The following is a 20399-nucleotide window of genomic DNA, read 5'->3' as shown; positions in this document are numbered from 1 at the left end:
TATGTGGAGTACGTTCACGGAAACGCTTGCTCAGCTGTATGCGCAGTATGAGAAGATTCGCGCGGTGCAGGAGAGAAAGCGCGGGTTTCTTGTTGCGCTTGACATGGAGGGGCTCGAAAAGCTCGTCGCCGAGGAGGACTTCCTTGCGCGCGCGGTCGAGCAGCTCGAGAAGCAGAGGATCTCCCAGCTGGCGCACATTGCGCAGGTGACGCCGGGCGTAACGGCCGAGACGAATATGGAGGAGCTGGCGCTGCTCGCGCCGACGGACGCCGAACATCGCACGGTGCTTGACGCTAGCCGTCGGCTGAGCCGCATCGTCAAGGAGACGAAGGAGCTCAGCGAGGCGAACGCCCTCCTGATCGAGGGGGCGCTGCTCGCCGTGAACCGGCAGCTCGGCAGAATCGGCGGCGCCGTAGTCGATCCCGTGTACGGGAGCGGCGGCGGCGAGCAGGTGCGGCATCTCAAGAAGAATCTGGATTATAAGGCGTGAACGGCGATGACGAATGAGACCCGCAAGACGCTTGTGCTTCTAAAGGCGCAGCTTGCCGCCTGCGAGGAGGCCGCGCGCCGCTTTGCCGCGCTCAAGGACACGCTCCAGCAGAGCGCGTCCGGCGGCGCTATGACAGAGTCTACGGCAGAGGCGGAGCGCAGTCTCGCGGCAGTGCGGTCGCTGGCTCGGCAGCAGGAGGACCTGCTTGTGCAGGCACAGGCCGCAAATCTTGCCGATATCATCGACCGCGAGCCGAATCTGCGCGAGCGGCTCGCTGTGGGGCGCGTTCTTCACGCTGCTGCCCTGCGGCATGACGAACTGCGCGCCGCGGTGCAGGTCTGCGGAGAGCTCCTCCAGCAGAGCGCAGACTTTGTCAATTATCAGCTGAACGTCATCTCCGGCACGGCCGCCGATGATGTCTACGGACGCTCGCAGCCCATCGCGGGGCCCGCGGCAGGCGTGCGGCGCGAGACTGCAATATTTGATGCAGGCGTATAAGCGAAATCATAAAGGGAAAGAGTGAGGGATCTATGCGGTCAACTTTTGCCGGACTCAATACAATGGTGCGGGGCATCCAGAACAATCAGCTCTCGCTCGATACCGTCGGCCACAATATCACGAATGCCTCGACGGAGGGGTACTCGCGCCAGCGCGTTGACTCCGCGGCGACGAACTATCAGGAGCGCCCGTCCCTCTATGGGAATGTCTACGTCGGCGGCGGCGTTGATGTGGTCGCGCTGAACCGCGCGCGCAATGTCTACGCCGATAAGCAGTATTGGTCCGAGACCTCGTCGCAGAATCTCTATAAGACCTATAAGACGAACTACGATAAAGTGGAGAGCATCTTCAATGATGCCAAGAAGACCGGCATTCTCAATGCGATGCAGCAGTTTTACAGCGCGTGGGTCAACCTCTCCGACTATGCGAGCGATGCGGCGTCGCGGACGGCAGTCCTGACGAAGGGGAACAACCTCGTCGACCGCATCAAGACGGGGGCGAAGCAGCTGCAGGATCAGATCACGGCACAGTATGATGAGATGCGCATCCAGGTCGGCAAGGTCAACGGCATTACAGAGGAAATAGCGCGGCTCAACAAGAATATCATGCTTGCCGAGACGAACGGTGCGAAGGCAAACGATCTGCGCGACCAGCGCGACCTTCTCGTGGATAAGCTCTCGGAAATCACGAATGTCAACGTTTACGAAGAGGCCAACGGACAGTATACAGTCGTCTCGAACGGCATGACGCTCGTTCAGCGCGACAACCGTCTCACCCTCGAGATGAGCGAGCCGATCAACAACGACCGCTACGGGATTACGGACTATACCATCCGCATCAAGGAGGCGGGCGGCCTCGGCTATGTGCCGCAGGGCGGGATCCTCAAAGCCCTGCAGGATACGATCGTGCAGGACAAGGGCTATATTGACAACGTTGCCGACATCGCAGCGACGCTCCTCACGACATTCAACGATGTGCACAAACTCGGCGCGGGAATTGACAACAACGCGACATCATGGATGAATTTCTTCGGCCGGAACTCGTTCCACAGCAATGCGACCGGCAGCAACTATACGGGTGAGCGCTATACATGGCACGTAGACCCGACCACGGGTGACCGGTGGATGACGGCGACGGGGCAGCAGGTGACGCGCACGACGGCCGCCGGCACGACGACCGTCACGACGGTCGATACGTCCAACGCTGCCGATATCCACGAGATGCGTTCGATGCAGATCATCAACGCACTCAAGGTCAGCGATGAGCTGACGGCACAGGGCGGGCAGAATCTCGTTGCCGCCCGTCAGATCGAGAATGGAACGATTACCGGTGCGGGCATGGGGTACACCTATGCCACAGCCAACGTCAACGGAACGGGCGACGGTACGAATGCGGTCGAGCTGAGCAAACTCTTCAACGTTGAACAGTACGACGCCGTGACGAACCCGTCGGGCGCAAAGAACCCGCTGGGAACGGAGCGCCCGATCAACAATGTTTCGATCAATCAGTACTACAACGGCATCATGAGCCATCTCGGCGCAAATGCGGAGAATGTGGACAAGAAACTCAAGCAGCAGGACGATCTCATCACGCAGATCGAACAGTGGCGGCAGTCCACATCCGGGGTCGACTGGAACGAGGAACTGACGAATATGCTCAAGTTCCAGACGGGCTACGGCGCATGCTCACGCGTGCTCACGTCGATGGACGAGATGCTTGACCGGCTGATCAACAGCACCGGCGTTGTCGGAAGGTAAGAGGTGACAGCATGGCAATCCGCATCAGCAGCAACTATATGGTGCAGCGGTATCAGAAAGATCTGAACGAACTGGACTATACGAAGAGCAAACTCATGGAGCAGGGCGACGGCAGCAAGCTGCATCGTCCCTCAGATAATTCGGTGGACTATTCCCGCTATCTGCGGTATGATATCTCCGAGAGCGAGAATGATCGCTATCAGAGCAGCGTAAAGGCCGGGATCTCGTGGATGAATTCGACACAGACGGCACTCTCCGGCATGGAGGACATCCAGAAGACGTTCAAGGCAAAGACGATCCAGGGCGCGAACGACGATAAGGATGAAAAAAGCGGCGACTGGCCCGCCATTGCGCGCGAGATGAAGGCCGGGGTGCAGCAGATCATCTCACTCGGCAACACGCAGCTCGGCGACCGCTATATCTTCTCCGGGCAGGCCGATCTCAAGCAGCCGTTCACGATGACGAGCGAGGCGGATATGCGCCGGCGCGGCCTTGCAAAGACCCTGGATGACCGACAGGCGGCATTCTTTAACAACGCGAGCAACAACGACAGCGCGGACTTCCTGCACCAGATGCTTTCCCTCGACGGCAGCGACGGCAATACATACTACCTCAACACGCTGACGGGCGATATCTATACGAAGGAATTCGTGCAGGAAGGCTATAAGGATGTCGTCGCGAGCGGGCGTTCCACAGTTTCCACCGCTGATCGGGTCGGCAACATTACGACCGGTGCGAACTTTATCAAGAACAACTTCAAAAACACGGGAGAGATCGTCAACGATCCGGTGGGCGCTCCGGGCATGGGAGCGAACTGGAGCGACACGACGGCGGTCCCCGGCGTAACGCTGAAGTTCTCCACGGTTCGCCAGCAGATCGTCACGTACAGCGGCGACATGCGCTATATCTCGATGGTCAAGCAGAACGGCTCGACGGAACCCACGGCCGATACAGTCAACAAGACAGGCGTGGATGTCTTCGGCCGCGATCTCTTTGACGACAAGAACTCCGGCAACGAGCCCTCGGGAACGGCGATGGTCAACAACATGCTGACGGTCTACGAGAGGACAAAGTCCGCCGATGCCCGCTGGCTCAGTTCCGACGGCGTCACGCTTGCCGACGTGGCGAACCAGGTCACGCTGCAGGCCCATACCGAGACGGGGTCGCGCAGCCGCCTCTACACGGATATGACGAGCATTCTCACGGACCATGCCGAGAACATCACGCGCGACATTACGAACGTCTCCGCGACGGACGTTGCGGAGCTTGCAACGAAGATGATGCAGCAGCAGACGATCATGAGCATGTCGCTCTCGATGGGGGCACGCATCCTGCCGCTCTCGCTCGTGGATTATCTGCGGTAAATTACGGAAGCACTGATGCATTCAGCATTATCATAACGGGAAAGGACGCCCATTATGCCCATGCTTTATCTCAATGTGCGCCACACGCTCCCGATGATCGGGATACGGGCGCAGAAGAATACGCTGGACAGCAGTATCAATCAGCCGCGCTATGCGCAGCAGACGCAGCAGGCCCGCTCCAACCGGGGCGCAACGCAGCCGAAGCTCTTCATTGACAGCTACCCGAGCCGGCACAGCTACGGCTTTACGAATCACACAGACTTTGCCCGCGAGCACGGACAGCAGGGCTTTGTCGATGTGAGCCGAGGGACCTCGAAGCATACGCAGATGGCGTGGGCGCTCGCCGAGGACGGGCCGAAGCCCGGACGGCAGGTGGCGCTCGAATTCATCCGGAACGATGTGAAAAGCATCGCCGATCAGAACCGCTACATCGTCGCGCAGGCGATTCCGGATCCTGAGATCCGTTTTGATGTGGGCGAGGCGGTCGGCACGCCGACCATAGGGCGTACGACGCCGCAGTGGCATACGGATGCGCAGGCACGCATCCATTACAACCGCGGCAGCATCGAGACCTATCTGCAGCAGAAGGGCGATATTCACCGCTGGGTCAGCGAAGGCAAATACGATATACGTGCATAATAGGAGTCTTTGATGAAGAAAATTACCACGAGCCGTTTTGGCGAAATCGAAGCGGCAGAAGATGCAATCATCCATTTCGGGACAGGGATTCCCGCATTTGAAGAGGAGCGGGAGTTCCTCATCATTCCCTACGAGGAGGGCAGTCCGTATGTCTTCCTCCAGTCGGTCAAGACGCCGGAGCTGGCGTTTCTGATGACGATGCCGCTCATCTTCTTTCCGGACTATGAGTTCACCATCGACGACGATGTGGAAAAGGAACTCGAACTGACCTCGCCCGAGGACGTGCTGATCTATGCCATTCTCACGCTCGACGGAAAGGAGATCCGGGATCTCACGGCGAATCTGATGGCCCCGATTGTGATCAATGCGAAGACGCGCAAGGCGAAACAGATCGTACTTGACCACAGCCCATATACGACGAAGCACCGCCTGTTCCCTGCGGATGAGGAGGACAAGTAATGCTCGTACTCACACGCAAACCCAGACAGCAGATCATGATCGGCGACAATGTCGTCGTCAATATCGTGGAAGTTCAGGGCGACAATGTGCGCATCGCCATTGATGCGCCGCGGAGCGTCAAGATCTACCGCGGTGAAATCTACCGGGCAATTCAAGAGGAAAATCAAAAGGCCGCGGCTGCGTCCGCGAACGTTGACCTCAGCACATTGCCCAAGAGTTAATGATATAGAGGAGTCAAGGAAGAACTGAGCGGGAACGCCGGATGCGTTCCCCGTACACATGGAGGAGTGCCTTATGACCGTAGGAAGTGTTCAGGATGTTATGCTGGCGGCGGTTGCCGTCAGCAGCATGGACGGATACGATGCGCCGCAGCCGAATGCGGCTGAATCGTCGGTGCAGGATTCGCCGCAGCAGACGGCGATGAATGAGATGTCCGCCGCAGATGCCGCACAGAAACAGGAACAGGATGCGCGCGCACAAGCGCAGCACGAGCCGCTCACAGAGGAGCAGACCTCGTTTATCACGGAACAGCTCAACGAGATCATGCGGAATATCGACGTGAATCTGCAGTTCCAGTATCATAAAGAAGTGAACTTTATGTCTGTGCGCATGCTTGACAAAAAAACCGGCGAGGTTTTGCGCGAAGTTCCGCCCGAGGCAATGGTCGAGCATATGATCAAGGTGCATGACTGGATCGGCGCATTCTTGGACAAGACGGCCTAAGGAAGGGGAAGGAGGAACATTATGGCATCGACAAAAGGAATCTACGGGCTTTCCGGCTCCGGTCTTGACGTCGAGTCGCTGGTCAAGGTCGGCATGATCTCCCAGCAGAAAAGATACGACCGCATCTATAAGAAGGAAGTCGAGACCGAGTGGCGCAAGGAAGCCTACGCGAACGTTTACGATAAGGTAAACACGTTCCGCAGCAGGATGTCGGACTACCGGCTGAGCTCGACGACCAAGCCCATGACCGCGACGAGCTCGAATGCGGACGCCGTGACGGCGACGGCAAATGCGAGCGCAGGCCTCATGGCGCATTCGGTCGAGGTCACGCAGGCGGCGACGAACGCCTATCTGATGACGACTACGGGGCAGAAGATAACGCATGCCAATACGGGATCGACGGGCATCCAGCTCAGGGACATCGCCTTTGCGGGCGGGACAATGCCGGCGGGCATGGCGGCCGGGGATACGGCGCTCAGCTTTAAGATCTCGAACGGCACGGGCAGTGCGACGGTGAGCTTTACGGCAGAAGAGGTATTCACCAAAAATCTGACGCTCAACGATCTCGCGGCGCGCATCAACAACGCGCGCTACACGGATTCGGAGGGCAAGAAGACCTCGCTCGACATCCGTGCGAGCTATGACTCCGTATCGGACGGTTTCTCGCTCTTTAACGGCAAGACCGGCGACGGGAATAAGATCAATCTGTCCGTGGAGACAACGGCCTCCTCGGCCGCACACACGACGACGCTGCTCAATAATCTGAACATGGGTGTGGTCGCAGGCGGAACGGTCGGCCCGGCGGTATCGCTGTCGACAAGCGGGACAACCTCCTCCATGGAGACGCAGGGAACGAACGCGCGCGTAAAGATCGACGGACGCGACTACAACAACCTGCAGGATAACACGCTCACGGTAAACGGCGTTACGTATACATTCAAGAAGACGACAGGGGGGACTGCGGCGCAGATCAACATCGCGCAGGACCAGGACAAGGCCGTCGAGAACGTCAAGAAGTTCGTCGAGGAGTACAACGCGCTGCTCGACGATCTCGTGAAGCGCTACGGCGAGAATAAGTACAGAGACTACGGCGTCCTCACGAAATCCCAGGAAGAGGGAATGACGAAGGACCAGGTCGACAAGTGGAACGAGAAGGCAAAGTCCGGACTGCTTTTCCGCGACAGCTATGTACGCTCCATTATCGGCGATCTGCGCGATGCGGTCATCAACCGCGTGCAGTCCGCTCCGGGGCGTTACAGCACACTCTCGTCCATCGGCATCACGGCGAAGGACCAGACGGGGCATCTGCAGCTGGATGAGGCAAAGCTCAAGAACGCGATCGCAGCGGAGCCGGATGCAGTTTACCGTCTCATTTCCTTCGATGACGAGAACGACGACTACGGCAACAACGGCGTTGCATCCCGTATCTACAACCGGCTGAACGGGCGGCTCAAATCGCTGGAATCCCATGCGGGCATATCAGCGGACAAGACCGATATGAGCGAGCTGGGCAGACTCATTCAGAATTACGAGAAGCAGATGAGCGACTTCAAGAAGCTCATGACCTCGTTTGAAGACAGCCTCTACAAAAAGTACAACGCGATGGAGACTGCGATCTCGCGTCTGTCGACGCAGTTCAATTTCTTTGCTGCACAATGATGCAAGGGGGATTCCCATATGGTAAACAGTGCTGCGGAAGCATATAAGAAGCAGCAGGTGCTGACGGCGACGCCTGAGGCGCTGACCCTCATGCTCTACAACGGGTGCCTGAAGTTTATCAAAGAAGGCGTCGACGCACTTGCGGAAAAGAAGTACGAGAACGCAAACATCTGTCTTCAGAAGGCGCAGAACATCATCTCCGAGTTTCGTGTCACGCTCAATATGGACTACGAGATCTCCCATCAGCTGCTCCCCCTCTACAATTATGCGTACGATCGTCTGGTCGAGGGCAATATGAAGAGCGACCCCGCGATCATCCAGGAAGCGACCGACATCATCACGGAGCTGCGCGATGCATGGGTGCAGGCGATGAAGACGGCGCGCGAAGAGAAGGGAGCGCAGGGGATGGAGGGGAGCGGCGTCTATGCCGGATAAAGCATATGAGGCGGCGCAGTCCCTTTGGGAAAAATACCGCGTGCTCACGCATGAGCTGATGAAGTTCATTGACGAAGAAGAGATTGATACCTTCATTGATCTGGTCGACCAGCGCGAGCGCATCGTGGACATGCTCAAAGAGCTGCCGGCGGATCCCTACCGCGGCTCGGAGGAATGGGGCGCGCTCGATGCGGAGATCCGTCCGCTCGAGATGCAGATCCAGTACAAGGCGCGCGCGTGGCTGAACCGCTCGCGCCGCCAGAACGCTGCCGTGCACAGCTATGACCTCACGGAGGCGAACCCGCTCGGTGGCAATCTCAATCGGCGTTATTGACGTTAAGGCTTGCAAATTTGTCTCTCATAAATAGGAGGCGAATACTTGACAAGCCGTCATAAAAAAAGTAAAATATTTCCAATCAAGTACTTAAGTATGTCCTCTTCCTGACGATATACTTAGTGTAAGATGATAATATGCAAGCGGTGCGGCTGCCATGGACGGCTAGCTAGCAGCCAACAAGGATAGACGCGTCACTTGCTTATTATGAAAGCGGGCACGGATGTCCGCACATACATTTCATTCCGGGCAACCGGAACCACACCAGGGAGGAATTTACACATGGCAATGGTAGTTAAGAACAACATGTCGGCGGTCAACACGCTCAACATCCTGAACAAGAATCAGTCAGCACTCGCGAAGAGCCTCCAGAAGGTCTCCTCGGGGATGAAGATCAACGATGCAGGCGATGATGCTTCCGGCTACGCCATCTCTGAGCGTATGCGCGTCCAGATCCGTTCGCTCGATCAGGACAACCAGAACACCCAGAACGGCAACAGCATGATGAAGACCGCTGAGGGCGCTGTCGCGAGCACGGTTGAGATCCTCAAGACCCTGAAGGAAAAGGCGATCAACGCAGCGAACGACACGAACACCGATGAGGATCGTCGTACGATCCAGAAAGAGATCAACCAGATGGTTGACCAGATCGACGACAACGCGCTTGCTACGTACAACGGCAAGTACCTCGTCGACGGTTCGCGCAACAGCATCGGTACCGCAACCTGCACGATTCTCACGAACTCTTCGCTGAGCACGTCCGCTTCTTGGACGGATGCACTGACGGACCTCAAGAGCCGCACGGATGAGAGCCTCAACATTCAGTCGACGGACAGCATCTCGGTCTCCTACGTCCGTGAGGGCCGCACCTACACGACGACGTTCTCGGTCGGCAGCACCAACACGCTCGCTGATATCATCAAGAGCACGGCGTTCAACGGTGCTGAGTCTCTCGCAGGCACGGCCGCTGTTGCTTCCGGTTCTACGCAGAACTCGGCCTTCATTGGCCTCGACAAGGCGAAGAACAGCGTCTACACGGCAGACAACAAGTCGGCGCTCTCGATCAGCGCTGCCGGCACAGGTACAACCTACCAGATCTCCTCGTTCACGATCGCGATCAAGGACAACACGGGTGCGCTCCGCAAGACGGCAAACAATGCACTCGATGCGTTCACGGAGCGCGTTCGTGCAGAGAACAAGTCTGAGGACAATGCTCTTACCCTCCAGACTGGCACGCGTGCAAACCAGGCGATCAAGGTCAGCATGTCCGATATGCGTTCGCTCGCACTCGGCATGAAGGGCCGCGACGGTTCGGTGATCAGCGTCCAGACGCAGGATAAGGCAAACGCAGCGATCAACGCGATCGAGACTGCGCTCCAGAAGGCTCTTGACGAGCAGGCGAACATCGGCGCTGTCCAGACCCGCCTCGCTTACACGAGCTCGAACCTCACGACGGCTTCCGAGAACGTTCAGAACTCCGAGTCTGTGATCCGTGATGCGGACATGGCGAAGGAGATGACGAACTACACGAAGAACAACGTGCTGCTCCAGGCTGCGCAGTCCATGCTCGCGCAGGCGAACCAGAATAGCTCGGCAGTTCTCTCGCTTCTCCAGTAATTCAGCTTCGGCTCAATATTACGGAAAAAAGAACCTCTCCCTTCGGGGAGGGGTTCTTTTTCTTTGCCAAATTTCAGCAGATCGCTTATAATATTTCTATATGAAAGGAAGGTCATGCGGCATGAAGATCTCTGCATGTTATATCGCAAAAGACGAAGCGCATGAGCTTCGCCGCTCTCTCGCGTCTCTCCGGGATGCGGCAGACGAGATCATTGTCGTCTCGACAGCAGGAGACAGAGGTGTTGCAGAGACGGCGGTGGATTTTCACGCGGCGGTCCATGATTTCGTGTGGCAAGATGATTTTTCTTCCGCGCGCAACGCGGCGCTCTCGCATGCGACAGGCGATTGGATTGTCTTTATTGATGCGGACGAATATTTTTCTGCCGAGACGCGGGAGAACCTTCGCTGCGCTGTTGAGCAGGCGGAGGCGGAGCGCAGCGAGGTCCTTCTGGTGCCCTGGCATAACATCGACGAGGCGACGGGGGAAACGCTGCTCGACTCCTATGCGCCGCGGATCTTTCGCCGGCGGGAGGGGCGCCGCTATGAGGGGCGTATCCATGAGGAGCTGCGCGACGCGGACGGCAGTGTGCCGCCGGCGCGCATTATCGCGCCGGAGCTGCTGACGCTCGTGCATACGGGCTACTCCGCCGCGCTGACTCGGGAAAAGGGAGAGCGCAATCTGCGGCTCCTTCTCGAGGAACTGCGGCAGACCGATGCACCGGAGCGCTGCTGGCGCTATCTCGCGGAGACCTATGACAATCTCGGCAATGAACGAATGGCGGAGCATTACGCTCTCCTCGATGTTGCACGCGGACGGAGATCCGTCGTCTATGCGGCCCGTTCGTATCGGATTCTGCTGCGTCTTTACGGCACGCATCCGCAGCTGCGGGAAAAACGTCTGACGATCGCGGAGCAGGCCGCGCAGGAGTTCCCGGAGCTGCCTGAGATGTGCGCGGAGCTGGCCGAGGCGCTGGCCGCGCTCCATCGCTATTCTGAGGCGGCTGCGGCGGCGGAGAAGGCAGTTTCGTCTCCCGCGCAGGAGAGCGGATTGGAAGTCTCTCTCTTCACGGAGGATATGGCGGCGGAGCTGCGGCGGCGGATGGAGATCTGGCGGCGCATCGCTGCGCGTGCGGAGAATCTCCGCGTCTCTGCCTGTGTATTTGTGCGCAATGATGCGAAGGATATGAAGACGTGGCTCTCGAATGCCGCTGCCTATGCGGACGAGCGGGTCGTCGTCGATACGGGATCGACCGACGGCACGCGCTCCATGGCAGAGGCCGCCGGCGCACGCGTTTTTGATTTTGCATGGCAGGACGATTTTGCGGCCGCGCGCAATGCCTCTCTTGCAGAGGCGAATGGGGACTGGGCGGCTGTTTTGGACGCGGACGAGAGCTTCTTCGATCCGACCGAGGTGCGTGCGTATCTTGCGATGATGGATGTGATCATGCCGCATGTGGATGCCGTGCTGGTGCCGATCGTGCACGTGGATGAGGACGCGGGGGATCGTGAGACGGGGCGCGCGCCGCATGTCCGCCTCCTGCGTCTCGGACGAGGCCTCTCCTATGAGGGGCGGGTGCATGAGGCGCTGACGAAGGCCGGCGGAGAGCCTGTGCTCTATCATGAACCTGCTGCGCTCTCCATCCGTCACGTGGGCTACTCTGCGGGGCGCATGCGCGCCAAACACGAGCGCAATCTCGCGCTGATGGAGCGCCGCATCGAAGAGACGGGACTGCAGCCCGGAGACTGCCGTTATCTTGCGGATACGTATTACGGCCTCGGGCAATATGCGGCAGCACTCATCTATGCGCGTGCGGCGCTGGACGAGGATGTGAGATCCGTCGGGGCGCAGAGTCATCTCCATCATCTTCTGCTGGATGCGATGGAAAAGGAAAATATATCTCTGGCAGAACAGACCGCCGCCGCGCGCGCAGGATGCGAGGCATATCCCCTCCTGCCGGATTTCCACGGGAGGCTCGGGCTGCTGCTTGCGGCGGCGGGCGACGCGGCGGCACGCGGCGAACTGACGCGGGCGCTGACACTTTGGGAGAATCCGATGGACGAGAGCGGCGAGGCGTCGGAGTTCTCCGCATGGGCAGGCGCTGTTTCTGCGGCGCGCGCACGCGTGTTGATGGAGGCGGGGGATACTCCTGCGGCAGAGGAGGAAGCGGCGCGTGCGCTCTCTCTCGGTACGGCGCGCGAGGAGGCTCTGGATGTCTATGCGGAGCTTCATGCGGCAGACGGCGCGCCGCAGCTTCTGGCGCAACTGCGCAGGATGCTCGGGACGGATGCCGAGACGCTGTCCTATCTCGCGCGCTTTGCAGACAGCTACGGATGGCTGCGCCTTGCCGAACAGGCGCGTGCGGCGCTCGCACAGGAGACGGGGCATCGCGTGCCGGAGCCCTCGCTCTATGAGGAACTGCACGCCTCTGCGCTGGAGGCTCTCGGTCAGCGGCTGGTGTCTGTTCTGGCGGGATATGCGCGCGAGATTCCGGAGATTCTTCTGGATCTGGAGCGCGATGCGCACGCGGAGAGCATGCATCTTCGCCATCGCCTGCGCGGGCTCCTGCCCGGATCGATGCAGGCGTTTTGGCGGCATTACGATGAGCCGGATGCAGCGGAGCTCCCTGGGAACATGGAGGGCTATGAACTCGTGCGGGAAGCATTTGTTCATCATGCGGATGATGCGCAGGCGGCACGATTTTTGGAGATCGCTGCAGAATACGGCGCAGATGCGCTCCGGTCGGCGGCGGAGTCGTTTGCGGCGGCGCAGCGCTGGCGCGCGGCATTTGCGGCATTTGAGTGCTGCACCGGTTTGGAGAAATCCGGGGCGGACGATCTCTATGGGATGGGGCTCGCCTCCCTGCACCTCGGAGGGCGCGAGAAGGCGCGGGAATATCTGGCGCAGGCGCTCGCTGCGGACGCGGCGCACCGAAAGTCGAAGGAATTACTGGAGCTGATACGATGAAGATCTCTGCCTGCGTTATTGCAAAGAATGAGGCGGAAAATCTGCCGCGCTGGCTCGCATCGATGCGCGTCTTTGCCGATGAGATGATCGTGGTCGATACGGGATCGACGGACGCGACCGTGCAGATCGCGCGCGCGGGCGGTGCGCAGGTGCTGCGCTTCGACTGGGTCAATGATTTTTCTGCGGCAAAGAATTTTGCGCTCGATGCGGCGTCGGGCGACTGGGTGGTCTTTACCGACGCGGACGAGTACTTTACGGAGGAGAGTGCACCGCGCGTGCGTCCTCTGATCGAGGAGTACGATCGGCGCGCGAAGATCGACGGGTTCATCGTGCATCTCGTCAACATCGATATGGATACGGGGGCGCTGCTCGGGACGACGGCAAAGGTGCAGCGCATCTTCCGCCGCGCGCCGCACATACGGTTTGTGGGCAGCATCCACGAGCACGTGGAGAACCTCAGCGGCGATCTCGGGCGGGAGATGATGATGGCGCCCGGGCTGACGCTCTATCATACGGGCTATTCGCCGCGCATCATCAAGCAGAAGTCGCGGCGTGATTTGGAGCTGCTGCTCGCCCGCCGCGCGAAGGGCGAGCGGAATAAACTGGACGAATACCACCTGATGGACTGCTACTATTCGCTGGAGGACTATCTGCATGCGGCGCAGTACGCGCGCGCGGCGCGGGACAGCGCGGACCGTCCGGTGGGATCGGAGGATCGTCCGCATGCGGTTCTGCTCCAATCGCTCATCCTGATGGGCGCAGAGGATGCGGAGATTGCGGAGGCATATGATAAGGCGCGGAAAGCATTTCCGGAAAAGGCGGATTTCCCGCTGATCTACGGTACGTATGCGTGGGATCAGGGCTGGTTTGCAACGGCATGTGATGCGTATGGAGAGGGCATTCGCCTGCATGAGGCGTATTACCGCGCGGGGGATTTCTCGGGGATTCTTGTGCCGTCCGCATATGTGCGGATGGGCGAGGCCGCGGCTCTGCGCGGGAATATGGAGGAGGCGGTGCTGCTCTATGAGCAGGGGCTGCGCCTCAATCCGCACTTCGCTCCGTTCCTTGCCGGATTCGTTCGGATGCTGCACCGCATCGGAGCAGACGATGCGGCAGTGATCGAGACGCTCGGCGGGATCTACCGCCGGGATTCGGATGCGGCACTTCTCGCATCCGTGCTCGCGGGTTCCCCTTTTCACTTGGCGTCGCTTTACTATGATCGCCGCAGCAGCGTGAAATTTGATCAGCGCCGCCGTTTCCTGCTGGCGGGGGACGCCTGCGCTGCTGCAGCTTCGCTCATTGAGGATATGGAGCGCGCGGCGGCTGTGACCGCGGCGTATGGGGATGTATTCTCGCCCGAACAGCGTGCAGCGATGGCGCTCCTCCTGCCGGACTCCTGCAAAGGAACCTCACATGCGCCTGAGGCACAGCGCATGCGGCGGCGCATCGGACGGATTGCGGAGATGCGCGGATGAAAAGAGATGTGTTGGAAGTGTTGCGCGCGCGCATCTTTGCGGCGCTTGCACACGGAGATGAGGCACAGGCGCAGAACGGGATCGCGGAGCTGCAGGCATATGAGCCTGCAGAGGCGGCGGGTCTTCGGACGGCGCTTCACATTGAGGCGGGGCGTGCGGACGAGGCGTTTGCTGCGTGGCAGCAGCGTGCGGCGCTCGCGCCCGATGATCCCTATACGATTTTCCTGCGGGCGCGGATTCACGTTATGGAAAACGAGCGGATATGCGCGCTGACGCTGCTCGCGCCGCTGCTGGAGCAGCGACTGCCCGCGGCTGTTGCGGAGAAGGCATACAATCTGGCGGGGCAGTGCGCGCGCTTTCTCGGACGTGCGGCAGAGGCTGTGCACTATTATGCGCAGGCGCGCGATGCCGCGGAGGAGCTTTCGCTGCGTGCGCTCAACGCGAGCAATGTGCTCTTTAATCGGCACTATCTCCCCGCATCCCTTGCGGAGGATCGCCGCGCGGCAGAGGAATACGGCGCGCTCTTTGCAGATGTGCGGCCGTTTACGCACGAAAAACACAATAGGTCAAGGGAGCGGCGGCTCCGCATCGGGTATCTTTCGCCCGATGTGCGGGAGCATGTCGTGCTCTCCTTTTCGCATGCGCTGATGACGGCGCTTGACCCCGCCCGTTTTGAGGTGTTTGTCTACGCGATGAACCGCGCGGACTCGTTTACGGAAAAAGTGCGGAACGCAGTGGATGTTTTTCGAAACCTCTCGCAGCTTTCCGCTGAGGAAGCGGCGCGTTCGATCTATCGCGACGGCATCGATATCCTCGTCGATCTTGCCGGACACACGGCGGGCAGGACGCTTCCGATCCTCGCATATCGGCCCGCGCCCGTACAGATCTCGGGCATCGGCTACTTCGCCTCGACGGGGCTTCCCACGGCGGACTATTTCCTTGCCGATCCCGTGCTGGCGGCGGGCAATGCGGCGGAGGGCTTCACGGAGAAACTGCTTGTGCTGCCGCATTCACATTTTTGCTGGCAGCCGCTGCATCCGGCTCCCGTTCCCGCGCATGCGCCCGCAGCGGGGCGCAGCATTGTCTTTGGGAGCTTCAACAACTTTACGAAGCTGAATGACCGCGTGCTTTCCGTATGGGCGGAGATTTTGCGGCGCGTGCCGGAGAGCCGCCTCCTGCTCAAGACGGATGTGTTCTCCTATGCGGACAGCCGCAGGGAGGCGCTCAGACGCATCGAGGCGGCAGGGATTCCCCTTGTGCGCGTCGATGCGGAGGGAGCGTCGGCCGATTATCTTGCCGCCTATGCACGGGTGGATATTGCGCTCGACCCCTTCCCCTATCCGGGCGGCGGCACGACCTGCGATGCACTCTACATGGGTGTGCCGGTTGTGACGCTCGCGGGGGCGAGCCTCGGCAGCCGTTTCGGCGCATCGCTTTTGGAAAATATCGGGGCGAAGGAACTCGCCGCGCACACGGAGGAAGACTATATCGCGCTCGCCGTATCTCTCGCGCAGGATGCCGCCGCGCTGGATGCGCTTCACGCAGGGCTGCGCGCGATGATGGAGACGTCGCCCGTGATGGACGCTGCGGGCTACGGGCGGGATCTCGGCGCCGCGTATGCGCGCGTTTGGGCAGAATATGCAGATGCCGCGCGGTTAAAGTCGGTGCCCGTCCGTGACGATAGAATCAGTGGAGACATCCAGGAGATAAGAGCGCGCATCTTTGCGGCGCTCGAGGCGGGGCAATGCGCAGAGGCGCAGGAGTGCGCAGAAGCGGCGTTTGCTGCCGGCGTGCAGGACGATATGCTGTGCTATCTCCATGCCTATGCCGTAGAGCGGCAGGGAGATCTGCCGCGGGCAATGGCGCTCGCAGAAGCGTATCTTGCAGCGCGGCGCACGCCTCTGCGGCATGCGTTTATGCGGCTGCGGGCCGCCGTCGCCTATCGTATGGGTGATGTGCGGGCGGCGGAGTTTTACCGCAGCGCGTATGAGGAAGAGCCGTCGGATCCGTCGCTGTACAGTTCGTTCCTCCTCGCACAGAATGCGCAGGAGGCGGATATGGATGAATTGTTCCGCGCCCACTGCGCGTATGAGAAAATTTTTGAGGATGTTCCGCGCTGCGCGAAACGGGAGCCCTATCGGCACAAGAAGATCCGCGTTGGGTATATTTCTCCGGATTTTCGCCGCAATGTGATGCTGCATTTTATCCAGCCGATGCTGACGATGTACGATCGCGCGCATTTTGATGTATACGCTTACAGCCTGACAGCGCAGCCGGACGAGGCAACGGCAGCGCTGCGGCCTCATGCGGCGGCATGGCGCGATCTGGGCGGCGCTGCGCCGGAGGAGATCGCCGCGTGCATTCAGGAAGACGAGATCGATATTCTCGTCGATCTTGCCGGTCATGCGGCGGGCGGTGCGCTCCCCGTTCTCGCCCGCAGGCCTGCGCCCGTGCAGATGATGGGGCTCGGCTATACGGCGACGTCAGGCCTGCGCGCCGTGGATTACTTCCTGACGGATGCGGTCTGCGATCCGGTCGGCGGCACGAGCGAGCGATATTTCACCGAGAAACTGATCCGGCTGCCGAGCCAGTTTGTCTACGTGCCGCGCGCAGGTCTGCCGGCTGCGGCGGAGACGCCCGCGCGCAGCCGGGGATATATTACGTTCGGCGTCTTCAATCAGTACCGTAAATATACGGATGCGATGCTGACCGTTTGGCGGGAGATCATGGAGCGTGTGCCGACGGCGCGCCTGCTTATAAAGTCGCAGGTGTTCTTTTCCCCTGCAATGACAGAGACTGCGCGGGCGCGGATGAAGCGGCTCGGGTTCGACCTGCGGCGCGTGGCTTTGGAGCCTGCGACGACGGACTATATGCAGCGCTATCTCGATGTGGACATCGCGCTCGACACCTATCCGTGGCCGGGCGGCGGCACGACCTGCGATGCGCTCTACATGGGCGTGCCCGTGGTGACCATGTACGGAGCGCGGCGGAGCACACGGTTCTCCTATGCCCTGCTCGCCCATATTGGTCAGACCGATCTTGCCGTGCAGACGCCTGCGGACTATATCGAACGCGCGGTGTCTCTTGCGGGGGATCTCGCGGCACTGGACGCACTGCACCGCGGCCTGCGCGGGCGGATGGAAACGTCGCCTGTCATGGATCAAGAGGGGTATATGCGCGCATTGGAACAGGCATATCACAGCGTGTCGGACCGTACGGAAGGGAAGAGGCAATGAAGAAAAAGAGAGCGCACGCCGGGCATCGGAAAAAACACGCCGCGCAAAATCATATGTGCCGAAAGATCCGTTTGGGATATCTCTCCGCTGATTTCGGCATGGGGCGGGCACGTGATCTGCTCCCCGCGTTCTTTTCCGGATATGATCAGCTGCGCTATGAGGTATATGCCTACCATACGGGAATCGGCGGAGATGTTGAATCCTTTTCCAAGGAGGTAGAATTCCGCGAGATCGGCCGGAATTCGGCCGAGGAGGCGGCAGCGCTCATTCGCCGGGATGCGGTCGATCTCCTCGTCGATCTCTCCCTTGGGACGCCGACGGAGCTTATTCGGCGCGTTATGGAGCTGCGGCCCGCGCCGCATATAATCTCTCTTGCCGAGATGTGCCCCGCAGAGCTTGCCGAACAGCTTCCCGCCGTTGAGGGGAAAGAGGTCTTTCCCTATTGCTATGCGCCGTTTGAGCTCGTTTCGCGCTATGCGTACCGCACGCCGCTCTTGGATGCGGGCATGCCGACGATCGGGATCGGCGGAACCCTGCACGCGGGCGAGGCAGAGGGGCTTTTGCAGCTGCTCGCGGAGATGCTGCGGCAGATGCGCGGCGTTCGTCTGATCCTGCCTGCCGCCGTCGCGGGTGCGTTTTCCTCGGAGGATTTTGACCGTTTGGCAGAGGCTGGAACAGAGGAATCTTCCCTCGACCTTGTGGACGAACTGTCCTATGATGCGATCGATCTGGCACTCGGTGCGGGCGTCGATCTGATTGATGTCTGCCGTGCCGCAGATCACGGCGTTCCTCTTCTCACAGCGATGCCTCTTGTGCGCGGCCGCCGTGCGGCAGATCTTTTGAATCGGCTGAAAGTGCCGCCGGCACAGACGATCGGGGAAGCTGCCGTACAGGCATGCGCGCTGTGCACTGATCTACAGCGCCTCTCGGAACTGCACGAGCTTCTGCACTGGCGCCTGCACGACGCCTTTGATCCGGGAGCGATCCAGTTCTCGGTGGAGCGCGCCTATGAGCGGGCACTCATGAAAGACGCGGCAGAGCCCGCAGAGGAGCTGGCGGCGGTGATCGCAGATGCCTCTGCGCGGGAGGATTGGGATACGGTTCTGCATGCGGCGCATGCATTGGACGGGATGGAACAGCTGCGGCCCGAACAGCGGCTGGATCTCGCATGGGCGTATTTCTTTCGCGATATGCCGACGCTTGCGGGACGCTGGGCACTTGCGGCGGAGGGTGTCCCGCGCGGCCGCGAGGGCGCGCGGCTCTACCTTTCCGTCGTCAGCGCCGCGCCGCCCGGGACGAGCATGGAGATCTTTGCACGGGCGCAGGAGGGACTTGCGCTGATCGAAGACGGACTCCCCGCCGTATCGGATGTGCGCACGATACTGCTCAAGATGGGCGCAGACCACGGCGTATTTGTCTGCGGCTCTGCGGCGGCGTCCGCGTATGCGATGGCGTATGCGCAGGAAACAGCGGATGTGTTTATGCGGCGCTGCTACTACGGAGCCGGCCTTTTTAAACTGAATGCGGCAGATGTATCCGCGCAGGAGGTGTATCAAAAGAGCCTCGGCTATGCGGATCTTTTCCCGGGGATACAGCAGTTCTCCCATCGAAACCACCGCGTCAAGGAGAAGATACGCATCGGCTATATTTCGGGCGATTTCCGTCAGCATGTCATGCAGTACTTTGTCTGGCCGTTTCTTGCGGGATTTGACCGCACGCAGTTTGAGGTCTATGTTTACAGTCTGGGGAAGTCGGACCAATACTCGAAGTTCTTTCAAACGCTGGTGACAAAGTGGCGCGATTTTTCGGACCATACACGGGACATGGAGCGGATCGCCCGCGAGATCCATGCGGATGAGGTCGATATCCTCTTTGACCTCGGGGGGCACACGTCGGACTCCGGACTCGCCGCGCTCGCGTGGAAGCCGGCGCCGGTGCAGATCTCGGGACTCGGCTATATGGCGACGACGGGGCTGCCCGCGGTGGATTACTTCGTGACGGATCATTTCTGCGATCCCGAGGGCAGCGGCAGTGAACGCGTCTATGTCGAAAAATTACTGCGCCTGACGAGTCAATTCTGCTATAATGGGTATACGCATCTGCCTGCATCGGCGGGAACCCCTGCGCGCACGAAAGGATATGTTCAGTTCGCCTCGTTCAACCAGTATCTGAAACTGCACGATGCTATGCTGCATGCATGGCGCGGGATTATGGAGCGCGTGCCGACGGCGCGCCTGCTGTTGAAGAACAGCGACTACGGACGGCCCGGCATTGCGGTATTGGCGCATGACCGCCTGAAACGGCTCGGCTTTGATATGAGCCGCGTGCAGTTCGAGGGGGCGTCGCGGGACTATATGCTGCGCTATCTCGATGTGGATATTGCGCTCGATACATTTCCATGGCCGGGCGGCGGAACGACCTGCGATGCGCTCTATATGGGCGTGCCCGTTGTGTCGTACTATACGGACCGGCACAGCACGCGCTTTACATACAGTCTCCTTGCGAATATGGGGCTTGCGGAGCTTGCCTCCGACCGGCTGGAGGACTATATCGAGACGGCTGCGGCGCTTGCGGGAAATCTCGATCTGCTGGATGCGCTGCACCGGGAGCTGCGCCCCCGTATGAAGGCCTCTCCGGTCATGGATCAGGAGCGTTATATTCGTGAGATGGAGGAATGCTACCGTGCGATCTGGGCGCAGTGGAACGCAGAGCAGGCAGACGTTTGAACGTGAATTCTCTGCAGTGAAG

The 20399-nt window shown here is 60.0% G+C and carries 16 protein-coding genes; all 16 read left to right on the top strand.

Annotation, left to right across the window (positions count from 1 at the left end):
- Position 1 precedes the first annotated feature (1 nt).
- The 16 genes from HMPREF7545_RS06360 (at position 2) to HMPREF7545_RS06285 (ending at position 20377) form a co-directional block, all read left to right on the top strand.
- A complete protein-coding gene (locus HMPREF7545_RS06360; protein WP_006694878.1) occupies positions 2-490 on the top strand; it encodes a flagellar protein FlgN in 489 nt (162 codons plus the stop codon).
- A 6-nt stretch (positions 491-496) separates the two neighbouring features.
- Positions 497-988: a hypothetical protein gene (locus HMPREF7545_RS06355; protein WP_006694877.1), complete on the top strand. Its 492-nt coding sequence runs from the start codon at positions 497-499 to the stop codon at positions 986-988.
- 32 nt (positions 989-1020) lie between these two features.
- Positions 1021-2745: a flagellar hook-associated protein FlgK gene (gene flgK, locus HMPREF7545_RS06350; protein WP_006695948.1), complete on the top strand. Its 1725-nt coding sequence runs from the start codon at positions 1021-1023 to the stop codon at positions 2743-2745.
- Positions 2746-2756: 11 nt separating this feature from the next.
- Entirely contained in the window at positions 2757-4109 is a 1353-nt protein-coding gene (locus HMPREF7545_RS06345) for a flagellin N-terminal helical domain-containing protein (protein WP_006694875.1), read from the top strand.
- A 54-nt stretch (positions 4110-4163) separates the two neighbouring features.
- On the top strand, positions 4164-4748 hold the full coding sequence (locus HMPREF7545_RS06340) for a DUF6470 family protein (protein ID WP_006694874.1): 585 nt from the start codon (positions 4164-4166) through the stop codon (positions 4746-4748).
- A 12-nt stretch (positions 4749-4760) separates the two neighbouring features.
- Positions 4761-5207, top strand: coding sequence for a flagellar assembly protein FliW (fliW, locus tag HMPREF7545_RS06335; RefSeq protein ID WP_006694873.1), 447 nt, complete (start codon positions 4761-4763; stop codon positions 5205-5207).
- Positions 5207-5428 carry a carbon storage regulator CsrA gene (csrA, locus tag HMPREF7545_RS06330; RefSeq protein WP_006694872.1) on the top strand — a complete coding sequence of 74 codons (222 nt, stop codon included), beginning with the start codon at positions 5207-5209 and terminating at the stop codon, positions 5426-5428. Before fliW ends, csrA begins: the two co-directional genes overlap by 1 nt.
- Before the next feature lie 73 nt (positions 5429-5501).
- Positions 5502-5930 (top strand): flagellar protein FlaG, encoded by a 429-nt coding sequence (locus HMPREF7545_RS06325; protein ID WP_040571247.1) that lies wholly within the window; start codon positions 5502-5504, stop codon positions 5928-5930.
- A gap of 21 nt (positions 5931-5951) precedes the next feature.
- The gene (gene fliD, locus HMPREF7545_RS06320; RefSeq protein WP_006694870.1) at positions 5952-7589 is read left to right on the top strand and encodes a flagellar filament capping protein FliD; all 1638 of its coding nucleotides are present in this window, start codon (positions 5952-5954) and stop codon (positions 7587-7589) included.
- Between the two features lie 18 nt (positions 7590-7607).
- Positions 7608-8024, top strand: a complete 417-nt coding sequence (gene fliS, locus HMPREF7545_RS06315; RefSeq protein WP_006694869.1) for a flagellar export chaperone FliS — start codon at positions 7608-7610, stop codon at positions 8022-8024.
- Positions 8014-8358, top strand: a complete 345-nt coding sequence (gene fliT / locus HMPREF7545_RS06310) for a flagellar protein FliT (protein WP_006694868.1) — start codon at positions 8014-8016, stop codon at positions 8356-8358. The genes fliS and fliT overlap by 11 nt, the downstream gene beginning before the upstream one ends.
- Positions 8359-8640: 282 nt before the next feature.
- A complete protein-coding gene (locus tag HMPREF7545_RS06305; protein ID WP_006694867.1) occupies positions 8641-9975 on the top strand; it encodes a flagellin N-terminal helical domain-containing protein in 1335 nt (444 codons plus the stop codon).
- A 121-nt stretch (positions 9976-10096) separates the two neighbouring features.
- Positions 10097-12940 (top strand): glycosyltransferase, encoded by a 2844-nt coding sequence (locus tag HMPREF7545_RS06300; RefSeq protein ID WP_006694866.1) that lies wholly within the window; start codon positions 10097-10099, stop codon positions 12938-12940.
- The gene (locus HMPREF7545_RS06295) at positions 12937-14415 is read left to right on the top strand and encodes a glycosyltransferase (protein WP_006694865.1); all 1479 of its coding nucleotides are present in this window, start codon (positions 12937-12939) and stop codon (positions 14413-14415) included. Before HMPREF7545_RS06300 ends, HMPREF7545_RS06295 begins: the two co-directional genes overlap by 4 nt.
- Positions 14412-17651: an O-linked N-acetylglucosamine transferase, SPINDLY family protein gene (locus tag HMPREF7545_RS06290; protein WP_006694864.1), complete on the top strand. Its 3240-nt coding sequence runs from the start codon at positions 14412-14414 to the stop codon at positions 17649-17651. The genes HMPREF7545_RS06295 and HMPREF7545_RS06290 overlap by 4 nt, the downstream gene beginning before the upstream one ends.
- Entirely contained in the window at positions 17648-20377 is a 2730-nt protein-coding gene (locus tag HMPREF7545_RS06285; protein ID WP_006694863.1) for an O-linked N-acetylglucosamine transferase, SPINDLY family protein, read from the top strand. The genes HMPREF7545_RS06290 and HMPREF7545_RS06285 overlap by 4 nt, the downstream gene beginning before the upstream one ends.
- The last annotated feature ends 22 nt before the right edge of the window (positions 20378-20399 follow it).

This window comes from Centipeda noxia ATCC 43541, from assembly GCF_000160555.1.
GTDB classification, from domain to species: Bacteria; Bacillota; Negativicutes; order Selenomonadales; family Selenomonadaceae; genus Centipeda; species Centipeda noxia.
Note: the sequence above shows the minus strand (reverse complement) of the source record. Positions and strands in the feature narration are given on the sequence as shown.

What these genes read in the sequence shown, in the direction of transcription:
- HMPREF7545_RS06285 (WP_006694863.1), top strand. Translation starts at nt 17,648, where the DNA reads ATGAAGAAAAAGAGAGCGCACGCCGGGCATCGGAAAAAACACGCCGCG.
- HMPREF7545_RS06340 (WP_006694874.1), top strand. Translation starts at nt 4,164, where the DNA reads ATGCCCATGCTTTATCTCAATGTGCGCCACACGCTCCCGATGATCGGG.
- flgK (WP_006695948.1), top strand. Translation starts at nt 1,021, where the DNA reads ATGCGGTCAACTTTTGCCGGACTCAATACAATGGTGCGGGGCATCCAG.
- HMPREF7545_RS06325 (WP_040571247.1), top strand. Translation starts at nt 5,502, where the DNA reads ATGACCGTAGGAAGTGTTCAGGATGTTATGCTGGCGGCGGTTGCCGTC.
- HMPREF7545_RS06355 (WP_006694877.1), top strand. Translation starts at nt 497, where the DNA reads ATGACGAATGAGACCCGCAAGACGCTTGTGCTTCTAAAGGCGCAGCTT.
- fliD (WP_006694870.1), top strand. Translation starts at nt 5,952, where the DNA reads ATGGCATCGACAAAAGGAATCTACGGGCTTTCCGGCTCCGGTCTTGAC.
- csrA (WP_006694872.1), top strand. Translation starts at nt 5,207, where the DNA reads ATGCTCGTACTCACACGCAAACCCAGACAGCAGATCATGATCGGCGAC.
- fliS (WP_006694869.1), top strand. Translation starts at nt 7,608, where the DNA reads ATGGTAAACAGTGCTGCGGAAGCATATAAGAAGCAGCAGGTGCTGACG.
- HMPREF7545_RS06300 (WP_006694866.1), top strand. Translation starts at nt 10,097, where the DNA reads ATGAAGATCTCTGCATGTTATATCGCAAAAGACGAAGCGCATGAGCTT.
- HMPREF7545_RS06345 (WP_006694875.1), top strand. Translation starts at nt 2,757, where the DNA reads ATGGCAATCCGCATCAGCAGCAACTATATGGTGCAGCGGTATCAGAAA.
- HMPREF7545_RS06290 (WP_006694864.1), top strand. Translation starts at nt 14,412, where the DNA reads ATGAAAAGAGATGTGTTGGAAGTGTTGCGCGCGCGCATCTTTGCGGCG.
- HMPREF7545_RS06360 (WP_006694878.1), top strand. Translation starts at nt 2, where the DNA reads ATGTGGAGTACGTTCACGGAAACGCTTGCTCAGCTGTATGCGCAGTAT.
- fliT (WP_006694868.1), top strand. Translation starts at nt 8,014, where the DNA reads ATGCCGGATAAAGCATATGAGGCGGCGCAGTCCCTTTGGGAAAAATAC.
- fliW (WP_006694873.1), top strand. Translation starts at nt 4,761, where the DNA reads ATGAAGAAAATTACCACGAGCCGTTTTGGCGAAATCGAAGCGGCAGAA.
- HMPREF7545_RS06305 (WP_006694867.1), top strand. Translation starts at nt 8,641, where the DNA reads ATGGCAATGGTAGTTAAGAACAACATGTCGGCGGTCAACACGCTCAAC.
- HMPREF7545_RS06295 (WP_006694865.1), top strand. Translation starts at nt 12,937, where the DNA reads ATGAAGATCTCTGCCTGCGTTATTGCAAAGAATGAGGCGGAAAATCTG.